Here is a 13362-nt window from a genome sequence, read left to right as displayed (position 1 = left end):
CACTATTCTCCTTCCAAATTAATCACTGCATCGGCAGGCATTCCTGGTTTCAATTCATGTGCAGTATTTTCAATCGTAATCTTGATACGATAAACCAATTTCACTCGTTCTTCTGACGTCTGAATATTTTTGGGCGTAAACTCGGCTTCTGATGAAATAAAACTTATATAGCCGTTATAGTTTTTATTGGGATATGTATCAGTAGTTATTGATACTTTTTGTCCAAGTTTAACTCTGCCAAGATCGTTTTCTGGTATATAAGCTTTTAGCCATACATGATCAAGATCTCCGATAGTTACAATTGGAGTTCCCGCTGAAACATATTCACCAGGTTCAATATTTTTTGATAATACAAATCCATCGATCGGTGTCATAATTTGTGCATATGCTAATTGTGTTTTTGCTAATTCAAATTGCTTTTTAGCTTGTTCAACTTTAGCTGAGGCTAATTCTATTTCTTCGTACCGTGGCCCTTCTTCAATTACACTTAACTGTTGAGCGGCTTGATCTGCATGTGCACTTGCCGTTTTATACGTAGTCAGGCTTCGGTCTCTGTCTTGTGCAGATACCGCACTATCAATAAACAATTGCTGCATGCGTTGATATTCGGTTTCTGCATTTTTTTTATCCGCTTCGGCACTACGAACTGCAGCCTGAGCTGCTGATACGTCTTGACGTCGAGATCCATTTCTTAATTCTGAAAGAGTAGCCTGTGCCGCCAGCAATTGTGCATTAGCATTATCAACATTGAGTTGAAGATCCTTTGTTTCAAGATTAGCTATTAACTGCCTTTTTTTTACAGAATCACCTTCGTCAACCAATCGCTGATCTACATGCCCAGATATCTTAAAACCCACGTTTACCGTTGTTGTTTCAATGTTACCGGATACCTTAATTTGATTTGGATCGATTTGTTTTTTAAAGTACATCATATATCCACCAGCCACCAAAGCAATAATTAAAACTGGAATAAGTATCTTTACTCTTTTTTCCACATTTTTTTCCTCCAATTTTTTATTAGTAATTCAAATGGTCCTAAGCAAGTCAAAAGTGAACCATAATTCACTTTTGTTGCAAAAAAATTTATTTGTTTATCCCTCAGTCATACACTATCATCACACTTCCTATTCTAAAATCTTAATTTAGACCCTTGTCCATTTTGAATCACTCTGCCTTCTAACATACATCCATTAATAAAATTCGCTAAGAACTGCATCATTCATAACAATCCAATTTATTTTAGCAGAGTCATTGTGAATTATAATTCACTTAAATTGCAAAAAATTTAGTTTCGTATTCCTCGCACATATACTGCCCACATTTCCTTTTTAAGAATATCAACTGAACTATCCTCTGATTGACTAAGAATAATGAGCGGTTGCATCATACCGATAAACAACAATGCTGTTGCTGCAGGATCAATTGTGGAAATGATATCACCATTGCATTGTCCTTTAGCTAAAATATTTTGTACTTGGTATGCATAGTCTGTAATAACTGAAATTATTCTCTTTTTCAAGGTAGGATTCTTGTTGGCAGCTAGCAAAGAAAAAACAATTCTAGGAATAGCTGGCTGTGTTTTCAGGAAGTCGGTGTGCAATTTATACAGCGATTCAAGTTTTCTCACAGCGTCGTTAGAACTTCCAGCTACGCTTGCAGCATTAGTTTGTAATGATCTGTCGACAAAATCAATTAGTACGTTGATAATTTCCTCTTTACCTCCAAAATGACGATAAATGGCTGACGGAACAAGATTTATTTCAGCAGCGATATCGGCAACACTTAAGTTATCTAATCCGTTTTTTTCGATAAGTCGTAAAGAAGCACTAATAATTTCATCTCTCCGCACTTCCGTTGTTTTCTTCTTGGTCATAATATCCCTCACATTGTGAATTATACTTCACTTTCAGTTTAGCATTTTTATTTTTTTTCGTCAATCTTATATTTCTTCTAATACATTGGACTATTTCGATGGCTCACCTTTCCTAATTCGTACGCTAGCCAAAATAACATCTAGCGCACTATGAGGGGGCACATCACGCAACGAAATATAAAATGTTAAAACTGTACAAAGGTTGCCAGACATAATCACCAGTCAAATTTATATTCCCATCCTAACTATGATAAGTGTGTTGTAATAAATTTTTATCAATTAATTGACCATCCCTTTTAGTGCTTGGATAGCTCAATCCAAATAGACGGTGTTCCAAAGAACAATGGCTACTGTTACTAGATTAAAACCGTTGGCATGATAACGCTGATTCCCAAAACTGCGGTCACGCATTTCACCCAATCTATTAAAGAATACCACGCGGGCCAGTGCCTTCCTTACTTCGCCCTCATCTTGTACTTTGGGGACAGAAAAAGAGGAGCGTATCAATTTGTTATTGAGACAGCCCCATTCCTACTACCACAGAATACATCAAAATAATATGATTTATATACTTTTTCTTGACAGAGAATAGCAGGTCGTAGTTTCAAAACCCGCGATCAGCTCCAGTTAAACTATTTAAAAATCATATTTAGAAACAACAAAACCGGCGTTACAATTGCAGAAATAGTAATCAGTCTAAATCTCCCAGCGTGTTCTTGCTCTACGGACTTCTGCCATTTATCTGTAGCTTTCTGCATCTGCTTGTAGTTCTTCACAGCATTATCGAGAATCTTTTTATATTCTTCCAAGCATTGCTCACGAACCATAGTCGGCAGTTCACTGGCAATGCACTGCACCGTTGCAGTTGTTGCGGTTAAGGTATCTATCATTTTCGGCAGGTTTTTCGTTGCCTCATCCAGGCGTATTACCTGCTCGCTCAAAAAACGTAAAGTTTCGCTGATATCCACCAATAAAACCGATACAGATTTCTCTAGCTCTTGCCTATTCTCTTCCTCCCAGTCTACTTCTGCAGACTGCTCCTGAGGCTCGATTTCCTGCTGTGCCACATATTCATCTTCTAACGATTCATCCATTTTCTCATCCATAATTGCCTCTTTTTATTTATTCTTCATAGATAAATCCGGTTTCCCAGCTTTATCATTAAAAGTCTTGTCACATTTGCTACAGAGCCAGAACGACCCATTTTTCAAGATACGGACAAGTATTGTTCCACAGTCCGGACATTTAACAACAACAGGCTTTCCATGGTCATCCTCATAAAAAATCTTCCTGCCAGTTATTAGTGAAACACAATCCGCATTGTTGCAGATATAAAAGTATTTTTTTACTTTTGGCGAATAGCGCCGGAGGAGTTTCCCTTTATTACAGATTGAACACGTTTCAAATGCTTTGCCCTTCGGCAGCGGAAATTCCCGATTTTCGGCAAACTGAATGTTCTGGTGCACCATCGTAATCATTTCATCCATATATTCAGACAGGCTCTTTCTCCCTGCCGCAATTTCTGCCAAGGCATACTCCATTTTCGCCGTTGCATCCGGCAGTGTAAGCGACTGATCCACATTTTCTATCAGACTGGTACCGAATTCTGTAGGTACCAGTTCTTGTTTTATTTTCGTCATACACGGCCCCACTGGCTTACCATTCATCGTGTCTGACTGCAGTTCCGCAATAATCGTATCCCGCGTTGCCGGAGTACCAATTCCTTTAACCTCTTTCAGTTTTTCCCTGTTAGGATTTTCTGCATCGACGAATCTCCAAATATTTGCCATAGCTGCCAAAAGAGTACCTTCCGTAAAACGTTTTGGCGGAGTTGTCACTTTATCAGCAATGGAATAATTTGCTTTTTCTATTTTGTCACCTACAGCAAGCGACGGAAGTTTCACGTTAGATTCCGCTGTTTCCATCTCTGGATCTTCCGCTTCATACACCTTATACCCCTGCTGTAAGACGACTTTTCCGCTACTTGTAAAGATTTCATCGGCAACAGCCAAATTGAACATAATTTTTTTATATTCATGGGGAGGAAAGAACTGCAGTACATACCGTTTTGCTATAAGTACATAGATTTTTTGCTCAGTTTCCGTTAGTTTTCCCGGCTGAATGCCCGTGGGAATAATGGCATGATGCGCCATTATTTTCTGATCGTTGAAAGCCTTACTCGTAATCTCTATATCAGTAGCATCTGCTCCAGCAATCCCAATCGCTGCAAGTATAGGCAAAATTCTTGCAGCATCCTCTTTTTGCGATACCGGAATATAGTTACAATCACTGCGCGGGTAAGATACATATTTCTTTTCGTACAATTCCTGAACCGTAGCCAATACTTCTTTAGGCGAAAAGCCATATTTCTTATTCACCTCTACCTGCAATGTATCCAAGGAATACGGCAATGGCGGATGCTGCACCGCATCCTTTCCCTGTACATCCCTGACAATAACCTCTGCTTTTTCGATTTTTAGCTTAATAGCCTGCAAAATATTTTTGTCTTTGATACGTTTTTCTTCATCCAATGGCAAATTTTCTGCTGGTTTCAAAACTGCATTAAACGGAATACCATCTTTTTCGAAGATCCCTTTGAGTTCATAGTATTTTGTTGGCTTGAATCCTTTGATCTCTTTTTCCCGGTTAACAACCAGCGCCAGAGTTGGCACCTTTACTCGACCAATGCGAAAGGTATTTTCATAACCATATTTTCTCGCATTTACGGTATAGGCACGTGTAAGATTCATTCCAATCAGCCAATCCGACTGTTCTCTCCCCAATCCAGCATAATACATATTTTCATATCTTTTATTATCTGTAATCTGTGCAAAAGCTCGTTTCAAACTTTCGTCATCCTTGGCATTAATAAGAATCCGCTGTACTTTCCCCTTAAACTGCAAATAATTAAGGATTTCATCAATGAGCAATTGGCCCTCACGATCCGGATCTCCCGCATGAACAACAACATCCGTTTCCATTAAAATCTTTTTTATCACGGCTAGTTGTGCAACGGCAGCCGCTGCCGGTTTCAATTTCCAGACTTTCGGAACTACCGGGTAGTTGGCCCAAACCTTATATTCTTCACCATATTCTTCCGGTGAAGCAAGCCCCAGAATATGCCCAAATGCCCAGGTCACTGTGGTATCCCCTTGCTGAATAACCCCTTTTTCTTTGTGACAATTTCCATCCGGCCACAAATAGGCCGCCAAAGCCTTTCCTATATCCGGTTTTTCTGCTATATACGTAACTTTACTCAAAAGAAACACTTCCTTTTTATTTTTATTGTGATAAAATATATAATATATTATTTGTTTTACGGTAAATATATAAGTAGGTGATTTGGTTGATTGACTTTGCAAAACGGCTGAAAGAAATACGAAAAGGTAAAATGACGCAAGGCGAGCTGGCTGATCTTTTAAATACAAGCCAAGTACAAATTTCTTTATATGAAACCGGCAAGGATGAGCCAACACCAGAGCTTCTTGAAAAAGTCGCGGAAATCTTTGATGTGACAACGGATTATCTTGCTGGAAAAACCCCTGCCAAGGATGCTTCAGTAGATATAGAGGCAGATACCTTAGCGCAGCGTATCAAAGTCATTCGTGTGTATTATGACAAGTCACAAGAAGAATTCGCTAAAGATTTATCTATCAGTCAATCAGCCCTTTCCTCGATTGAACACGGCACAATCCCTTCTGCAGAAGTCATCCAAAAGCTTGGTAAAATGGGGTTTTCCCTTGAATGGTTACTCTATGGAGAAAACAATCAGCCAACTTCGCCAAAACAAGTCTTGGAAGATACCGCAGCAGATTGGGAACGGACACGCATCAACAAGCTCTTAAATGCCCTTTCCCATGATAAGCTCAAACTTTGCCGTCAATGTTTAGAGCTCTTTGTCTCATCATTTACCAAAGGAAATTAGAATGTATACCTTTAGAGCAGGGCAAACGCCCTGCTCTTTTTCATTCTCCATACTGCATAAAACCAAGGCTTTTCGTCTGCACGACCCGTTTTTGCATATCATATTCGTTTGGATGATAGGGATCATAACCATAAAATTCCCCAGCTCTGGCTTTTTCTCTCTCTATGCGATTGGCCGTAAATTCAGCTTCTTGCATAGTCACTTGCTTCATAAATTCCGAACCCTTGACTTCTGCTTGATCAATACTCTCTAAAGCCCCCAAAACTTCTGTCGCATTCCTTTTTTGCTCTTCACCTAAAATACCATCTGTTTTTGTTTGTAAAACCTCTTCCTGTGCATTTTTTCTAAGCTGCTGATTTTCAAAAGCTTTTTGTGCAGCATTGGCCGCATTCTGATTCGCATTTTCCAAGCTGGTATAGAGAAGAATTTCATACGCTTCATTATTGTCCGCTTTTTCTTTGATCTCCCGAAAAGCTGCACCCAGCTCTGCTGCACTTTTTCCTGTTGGCATATCGCCAACTCCCTGCACAACCTTGAAAACACTTTGCAAGTCAGAATTCAGACCCGTAATCATCAAGATTCTGTTATTGAGATTTTCCAACGTGTTCTGCACCGCAACAATCGCCTGCTCTGTTTCCTTTACACTGTCGCCAAAGCGCTTGGCATCAAAGACGTGAGCTCCTGGATAGATCAAATCTCCCCACCATGCCTGTGCAATCATAGAAGATCCACTAAGTACTGCCAAAGTGAAAACAACAACAGCGGTTTTACGAATTTTCATTTGGTATCACCTTCTTTATAAAACAAGTAAATGGTTCATAGGGCAGCACCAGATTTACTTTCTTTACAATCAAAGTTTTGGGAATCGGGCCCAAATACCGGGAATCAAAGGACAGCTCCACATCGTTTAACAATAGCATTTCGTCTTCTGGCACTTTCCGCTCTCCAACTGCTAATTCTGGTAAGCCTTCCTGATGAAAAATCTTATACTCTTTCCCTTTAATTTCTAAAGAATCATTAAAAACCGCATATTCATCATCCGGAAATCCCCTAACCTGCTTTAACAGCAAAAAACCTTTTTCTACATGAAGCTTTGGCACATCTACCGGTAGCGATACAATGACATAATCGCCATAGTGCAAATTCTGATTAAAAGAAACTAGATAAACTCCCCTTGGCGCAGAATCCGTAATATTGATATAAAATAGTTTTCCGGCAAACATACTTGCCAAGGCCAGAAATCCAATCACCAAAAACGTACATACCACGAAAATCTTAAGTTTTTTCTGCCCACCTTTAAGAAAGTTCATAACGACCTCCCAAGGCATTCATAATGGACTTCGGCACTCGGAAGGTTAATATCGCTAAACCGATTAAGGATAAGCAGAGCAGCACATATTTTGACATGGCTTCTGCCGTAATTCCGTTATTTACAGTATAGGTTCCTGATAAGTTCCGATTGACTTGATTCACATAATCCTGCGCCCATCCGGGAAGTGGTTCATTCTTTGAAAGACTATTCGGGCCGCCGTTATAGGCTGCTAAGGCATAGTTCCAATCGCCAAACTGCTCATAGAGTCCCTGCATATATTTTGCTGAAGCTTCTAAATTCTGTTCCGGATTAAAGGGATCATCACAACCAAGCCCAGCAGCGGTAGAAGGCATGAGCTGACCTAGACCTTCGGCACCAACCTCACTAACCGCCTGCGGATTCCAGCTGCTTTCTGCCTGAATCTGTGCCAAGAAAAGCGTAACGGGAATGTTATATTTTTGCGCTTTTCCTGTAGCTATGCTCACTAAATCTGCCGGTCCGGAAACACTACCTGATCCCGTCTGTGTGATTGCCGGTGTTTTCATGGTAAAAAGATCCTGCGGCTTGGCATCCTTGATGCAAAAAACGCAAAGCCCAACCATTACAGACAAAATCATGAGTTTTATGGTTGTAGATACCAGATGTCCAAAACTTCCTTCCGCCACAAATTTTGTAAAACCTAAAGCTGCAAAGGGTCCCGTGCAAAGCGCCACGGAAGCAGAAAGATAAAATTCGATATATACAAGCATGATGTAACAGGACAAGAAGAAAAATACGCCCATGGTCAAAAAGGTAATAAGATAAATCGGCAGGATCGTTCCAAAGTTCCGGACAAAATCCATTGAACCAAACGATGCAATTTTATTAAGTCCCGGCGTAACCATATACACACATTTTTGCATTAAAAGCTGTGGCTGTGACACATTGTCGGCAATCACCGTTGGATCTTGGATAAAAGTTCCCGACACCGAACTTACAAAGCTCAAGAAAAAATTGTTGACGATGTTCTGCCAATTGGTGAAGATCAAGAACAAAAAACCATATTTGAAAGTTTTCGTAATCACCTGATTTAGAGAGGTTTCAAGCCCAGCAACAAGTATCGGCAGCGTCAAATCAATGACCGCCAAAACAAATAACAGAGCCAGTCCTGCTGTCTGCAGACCGCTATACCCTTTGGATAAAGCCTTCACCATTTGTTCCATTAGTTGATTTAAAGAATCGCCCAGCTGATACATGGCTTCTACACCCCAAGGCAGCGAAATATTGTCGCTTCCCCGTTGTCCGGCACCTGGATTTACACTTCCATCACCGCTAAGATTAACGCCCAGCGCTATCAGTCTGGAATAGGGATCAATCACGGGTCCCGTATAATAACCGGACGGCCAGTATTCTATATGACAATGTGCTCCGGTCGATGTCCCAAGATCTCCATCATAGGCATCTCCACCGGTGTAACCAATGACAGTACCTTCCGATATGTTTCCATCCGGACAAATCAAGGTATCCGGATTGCAATCTCCAAAAAGAAGCGATTCTCCATTTTCTCCGGTAATAAGCACCCAATAAATAAAACCATTGCCTGCGCCATGTTCGACCGTACCATTAAACGGTGCCAGGATAGATGTTCCAGACGAAGTACCAACATCCAGACCTTTATGCGTATGTCCCATATGGTTTTCTTCTCCAAAAGGAGCCGTTACTTCACCTCCACTAAACGGCGCTGCAGCAAAAACAGAAGACATGCTTAGTAATAGAAAAAAGCCTATCAGCACACAAATCTGTTTTATCTTCATAAGCATACCCTACTTATTGCCATAGTCATTGCGGTTTCTCTGTGCTTCTTCAAAGGCTCTGCCCGACCGAAGGTTTTTATAATCTTCATGATGGTTAATAGCATTATTTGCACCACGCATTAAGGATCTGCCAATTGTGCTGTTGGCAAATTTTTGCCGCATCATGGTTTTCGCAAAATTACCAGAAAGTGATCCACCATGATCTGCCTGACTGCTTCGAGCTGCATTCATGGTTGCTCTTGCATTGCCATAGGTAGAAGCAGCTTTTGTTACACCACCACTCGCACCAGCAACGACTGTTGTTCCAAGGGATCTTGCTCCGCTAATCGCGGCTCCTGCATCCATGGAAGGTTGTCCATTCATCATACTAGCTGCCAGATTTGGAAGCTGCCAAGTAAGAAAGGCCATAGCGGCATAAGATAAGGACATTCGCAGCATCGTTGCAAACGATTCCGTTGCCGGAATTGCTTTTACATCCCCGGCCAGCGAATTAAATAATCCCAACAGGAAATACATCACCATCAGTTTTATGCCAAAGCTGAAAACGGCAGATACGACCCGTTGAAACAAAAAGGACGTATAGCGAATGGCTCCAAAAGGCAATAAAATCACGCCAATAGAAGCAAATACGTTGAACTCAATCTTTGTTAGCAGAATCTGCAATGTAATAAAAAAGAAAGCGCCTAATGTAATGACCGTAGACAGTAAGTACATAAAGCATTTTCCAAGCCCACCATTACTCATAATGCTTGTCTCGTTAAACGCTTTTAATAGACCGCCAACAACCTCAAAACCTTGTTCTAACACTTTACTCGGTGCCATCCAATCCCCTGAAGGTGTCACTCCGGCAGCCGTTAATCCGGCATACTGGAAGGAAACTAAGATAGCTGAATTGATTTTATCCCATTGCAAAATGAGGAAAAGAAAAAATCCTACCTTCATCACCCGGCTAATCACAGCAGACATCCGAAGCTCCGCGCTATAGAGCGTCCATGTTGTACAAATATCAATCACGGCTAAAACAGAAACGAGCTGCCATGCATAGGGCTGCAAAGCTAAAAAACCCGTAATGCTGTGCAGCTCAAAAAACTTCAGTAATTCCGTCAAAAAGTCACTGCTTGAAAAATCCATGCATTCACCACCTTACATTGCCATACGTTTGCCATGGATCATCAAGTGCAGGTACGGTTTTCGTTACTTCCTGTTTCATTTTTGTAAGTGCTGCATCTTCTGCTTGTATCGCAGCATTTACAACGGCTTGATGATTCTGCTTTTCTAGCACCTCCGCCTGATTTTTCATCACCTGATTTTGTGCCGTTAATGCTTGAAGTGTTGTATGAATACTATCTATATGTGCTTTTTCTGCCGCAATTTCGTTGGCAAGTTGCTGCACCTGTTTGCTGCCTGTTGGCGCTTTATTTTGCTCCAAAAGACCCGACAGGCGCTTTTTAGATACATCCAGCTCCGTCATGAGCTGATGGTACGCTGTTACGTCATCCCGATTTCGCATGGATAAAACTTCTTGCAAAGTCGTTTTCACATTTTGCTCAGCCAAAGAAGTTTGCGCATAGGCATCTACTGCGATTTTAGGAAATGTATTTTGCCAATATTGATTCCATGCAGCAGTCTCCGTAAAAAATCCAGACTTTTTCATGGCTGTATTGATAGAGGCCACGCTGCTATTCAAAGCATCTTTATAACTATCTAAAACGGTTTCCGGCAATGCCTCCAGCTCTTTTAATTGCAGGGTAATTTGCTGGGCTGTATTTGTCACGACCTGAAGCGTCTCTGTATAGGTTTTAATCTGCTGCAGAATATTCTCCGTATCAATGACCGGAATAGACGCTTGTGCCGTCATGGGTAATGCCAGCAAAAAAGTCCCGACAAGTCCTGTCATAAAGCTTTTACGAACATCCACCATCTGAATTTCGCCTCTCCTTCGCAAGGTGTCCATTATGGACACCTTTTAAGCATTTCGCAAATAACGTTTCTTGTAATCCTGCCATTCTTCTGCATACCCTTTATACTCAAACCATTTTTGAATAAAGTTTTCTCGGCCATCCTCTGCTAAAATCCGATTCATTGCCTGTTGATCCTGCTTCGCGGTGGCCGTAACAAATGGAATTTCCGCAGGCTGCAGCGCCAGCCGAAAAATACGGTTTCCTTTTTCTGAGGAATAGTAATAATCTTGTTTCGGTGTCATGCTGGCAATAATATCGATTTGCTTATCATTACAATCAAAAATCTTATAAAGTTCCCGATTTTGCGCAGTTCGAGCATTCTTATTCGCCAGATAAATACGATTCGGGCAGTTATCCATTACCGTATTTAAAAGTTCTGGCTTATTGGCTAAATCCGAAAGATTTTGCGTTGCAAAAATAATTGACGTATTCTTTTTCCGCATATCCTTGAAGTACTCACGAAGCTTTTGTTTAAAGGCTTCATTGTCAAAAAAAAGCCAACACTCGTCAAGCAAGATCAACGAAGGACCAACTGCATCCTTTAAGCGTGATTCAATGCGATGAAATAGATAATCCAGCGCCGCTGGCACTATTGCTGGCGTACTCATGAGTGTTTCCATTTCATACACCTGCCAACGCCCTTTGCCTGAAACATCCTTGGTATTATCAAATAGCTTGCCATAGCTGCCTTTCATGGTAAGTGGAATCAAGGCCTGTCGAATTTCTTGATCTTGTACCATTTCACAAAACGTAGAAATCGATCTCTGCTCCTCTGGAAATTCTTTTAGTGAGCGAAGTGCTTTCCACACAAAATTATCTTTGGCCGGAGTAATTTCTATATTTTTTTGCTTTAAATACGCTAAAATCCACTCTTTCGCCCATTTGATTTCCTGCTCATCATCGATTCGTGCTAATGGCTGAAAAGATAACTCGCCTGCACCTTCTGCAGCAATGTTATAGAAATTGCCACCAACGGCCAGTGTTAGCGCCCGACTCGAAGCTGCTTTATCAAAAATAAACACATTGCTATCCGGATATTTCAAAAAATGTGCTTCCAAAGTATTCAGTAATACGGACTTCCCGCTCCCGGAAGGTCCGCAAATCATCGTGTGCCCTACATCACCTACATGAAGAGATAACCGAAACGGTGTAAAGCCGTTCGTGTCCGTATAGAGCAGCACAGGCCCCTTTAAATATTCATTCCTTCTGTCTCCAGGCCATATCGATGTGACCGGGGCAAGGTGACAAAAATTTAAGCTGTTGACGATGGGACGGCGGATATTCGCCCGGTAGCAGCCCGGAATCGAGCCCCACCATGCTTCCATGCTATTGTCTGTTTCGATATATCCGCAATAGCCTAGAGAATTTACAGCTTCTAGTATTCTGTTTGCTTTATCTGTACAACGATCTTTGTTAGAATCAGAAACCATCATCGTCATGGTGTAATAACCGTAACTTACAGCATCTTGTCCAAGTTCCTGCATGGCAACACTGACATCATCTTTGTTCATGACCGCCGTCTCATCAATGGCATCATTGAGTTTTTCCTTTAAAACAGCCTCTCGAACCTGCGTCCAAAAGCTCTTAATCTGCTGGTTCCAACGCATCAAAAAATTCTTCAGTTCTTCCATAGCATCCATTTTGGATAAGCAAATATAACGAGATACCCAGCGATATTCAATATCCATGTTGTTGAATACATCAAAAACACCTGGTGTAGACATTGGCGGAAAATCTAAGATGGTAACAAGCTTGATGTGTTTTTCTCCGAGCTTCATTTCCCGACCGCCAAGCACATCCGTATCACAGATATAATCTGTAACGTATTTATCATGATTCACTTTCACAGGGAACCGTTTATCTGAAATATTAGAGTGCAAATAACTGAGTGCTCCAGACGCATCGAGTGGCTTAATATCAGGGAACCAATTCTGCAGCATATTCCCGATAAGATTCACATTACTGATAAACTTTTCAACCGTTTCGCAATACACCCGCATATCGGCGTTATTCTGGCCTTTGTTTTTGGCATCAGCAATAAAAGCATCGGTAATGCGCGACTTTAAAAGTTGCGGTGGTTCACAGTAGACAATGAAGTAATAACTCGTCTCAAAGTGCTTCTGACCGGCATAATAACCGGCTCTTTCGTCCTCCATTTTTTGCACAATGGGAATATCGATTTTTGCTGCCTTGTACTTACTGGCAAGATGACGCTGGGCCTCAAAATATAAGACATAGCCTGTTGGCAAAGTTTTAATAACATTATTTACAGCAGCGTTATACTGCATGAGCTCTAGCGGTGTAGAGCTATCCATATCCGGCCCACGAAATTCATAAACGGCCATCATGGAATGATCTTTCCCATGAACGATTCCTGTTTTCTCATCCACAAAGGCCCAAGGCAAAAGATAGGGTAGCCGTGCTTTTTCATGAAAAACGCCGACTTGCTGTGAAAATTTTGCTGTGAGTTTTTTCTTTAAAAAGAACAACAACACGCC

General features: G+C 41.1%; 11 protein-coding genes and 1 pseudogene. 1 reads left to right on the top strand and 11 read right to left on the bottom strand.

The features are described 5' to 3' along the window. Positions 1-2 precede the first annotated feature (2 nt). The 5 genes and pseudogenes from F8M42_RS10815 to F8M42_RS10795 all read right to left on the bottom strand — a co-directional run bounded on the left by F8M42_RS10815 (position 3) and on the right by F8M42_RS10795 (position 5142). Positions 3-995, bottom strand: coding sequence for an HlyD family secretion protein (locus F8M42_RS10815; protein WP_182186655.1), 993 nt, complete (start codon positions 993-995; stop codon positions 3-5). 290 nt (positions 996-1285) lie between these two features. Next, positions 1286-1873 (bottom strand): TetR/AcrR family transcriptional regulator, encoded by a 588-nt coding sequence (locus F8M42_RS10810; RefSeq protein WP_182186653.1) that lies wholly within the window; start codon positions 1871-1873, stop codon positions 1286-1288. Between the two features lie 163 nt (positions 1874-2036). Continuing rightward, positions 2037-2344 (bottom strand): annotated as a pseudogene (locus F8M42_RS10805) (Tn3 family transposase); the annotation flags it as partial. Between the two features lie 161 nt (positions 2345-2505). Further along, positions 2506-2979, bottom strand: coding sequence for a hypothetical protein (locus F8M42_RS10800; RefSeq protein WP_182186650.1), 474 nt, complete (start codon positions 2977-2979; stop codon positions 2506-2508). Positions 2980-2991: 12 nt separating this feature from the next. After that, positions 2992-5142, bottom strand: a complete 2151-nt coding sequence (locus F8M42_RS10795) for a DNA topoisomerase 3 (RefSeq protein ID WP_229711339.1) — start codon at positions 5140-5142, stop codon at positions 2992-2994. A 77-nt stretch (positions 5143-5219) separates the two neighbouring features. Between F8M42_RS10795 and F8M42_RS10790 the strand changes: the two genes are divergently transcribed. Beyond that, positions 5220-5798 carry a helix-turn-helix domain-containing protein gene (locus F8M42_RS10790; RefSeq protein WP_182186646.1) on the top strand — a complete coding sequence of 193 codons (579 nt, stop codon included), beginning with the start codon at positions 5220-5222 and terminating at the stop codon, positions 5796-5798. Between the two features lie 40 nt (positions 5799-5838). Here the strand turns inward: F8M42_RS10790 and F8M42_RS10785 are convergent, their stop codons facing one another. The 6 genes from F8M42_RS10785 to F8M42_RS10760 are packed head-to-tail and all read right to left on the bottom strand — an operon-like array spanning position 5839 to position 13359. Beyond that, the gene (locus F8M42_RS10785; protein WP_182186644.1) at positions 5839-6579 is read right to left on the bottom strand and encodes a hypothetical protein; all 741 of its coding nucleotides are present in this window, start codon (positions 6577-6579) and stop codon (positions 5839-5841) included. Beyond that, a complete protein-coding gene (locus tag F8M42_RS10780) occupies positions 6566-7108 on the bottom strand; it encodes a S26 family signal peptidase (RefSeq protein ID WP_182186642.1) in 543 nt (180 codons plus the stop codon). The genes F8M42_RS10785 and F8M42_RS10780 overlap by 14 nt, the downstream gene beginning before the upstream one ends. Then, a complete protein-coding gene (locus F8M42_RS10775) occupies positions 7095-8903 on the bottom strand; it encodes a transglycosylase SLT domain-containing protein (protein ID WP_182186640.1) in 1809 nt (602 codons plus the stop codon). Before F8M42_RS10775 ends, F8M42_RS10780 begins: the two co-directional genes overlap by 14 nt. A gap of 9 nt (positions 8904-8912) precedes the next feature. Further along, on the bottom strand, positions 8913-10034 hold the full coding sequence (trbL, locus tag F8M42_RS10770) for a P-type conjugative transfer protein TrbL (RefSeq protein ID WP_182186638.1): 1122 nt from the start codon (positions 10032-10034) through the stop codon (positions 8913-8915). A gap of 4 nt (positions 10035-10038) precedes the next feature. Beyond that, on the bottom strand, positions 10039-10824 hold the full coding sequence (locus tag F8M42_RS10765) for a type IV secretion system protein (protein ID WP_182186636.1): 786 nt from the start codon (positions 10822-10824) through the stop codon (positions 10039-10041). A 45-nt stretch (positions 10825-10869) separates the two neighbouring features. Next, on the bottom strand, positions 10870-13359 hold the full coding sequence (locus tag F8M42_RS10760; RefSeq protein WP_229711338.1) for a VirB4 family type IV secretion/conjugal transfer ATPase: 2490 nt from the start codon (positions 13357-13359) through the stop codon (positions 10870-10872). Between the last annotated feature and the right edge of the window lie 3 nt (positions 13360-13362).

Source organism: Pectinatus frisingensis (assembly GCF_014076555.1).
GTDB classification, from domain to species: Bacteria; Bacillota; Negativicutes; order Selenomonadales; family Selenomonadaceae; genus Pectinatus; species Pectinatus frisingensis.
The sequence above is the reverse complement of the archived record's forward strand: the minus strand, read 5'-3'. Positions and strand labels throughout refer to the sequence as shown.

Bases quoted from the DNA above. Each gene is read 5' to 3' on its own strand.
- F8M42_RS10810 (WP_182186653.1), bottom strand. From the start codon at position 1,873: ATGACCAAGAAGAAAACAACGGAAGTGCGGAGAGATGAAATTATTAGT.
- F8M42_RS10800 (WP_182186650.1), bottom strand. From the start codon at position 2,979: ATGGATGAGAAAATGGATGAATCGTTAGAAGATGAATATGTGGCACAG.
- F8M42_RS10785 (WP_182186644.1), bottom strand. From the start codon at position 6,579: ATGAAAATTCGTAAAACCGCTGTTGTTGTTTTCACTTTGGCAGTACTT.
- F8M42_RS10780 (WP_182186642.1), bottom strand. From the start codon at position 7,108: ATGAACTTTCTTAAAGGTGGGCAGAAAAAACTTAAGATTTTCGTGGTA.
- F8M42_RS10775 (WP_182186640.1), bottom strand. From the start codon at position 8,903: ATGAAGATAAAACAGATTTGTGTGCTGATAGGCTTTTTTCTATTACTA.
- trbL (WP_182186638.1), bottom strand. From the start codon at position 10,034: ATGGATTTTTCAAGCAGTGACTTTTTGACGGAATTACTGAAGTTTTTT.
- F8M42_RS10765 (WP_182186636.1), bottom strand. From the start codon at position 10,824: ATGGTGGATGTTCGTAAAAGCTTTATGACAGGACTTGTCGGGACTTTT.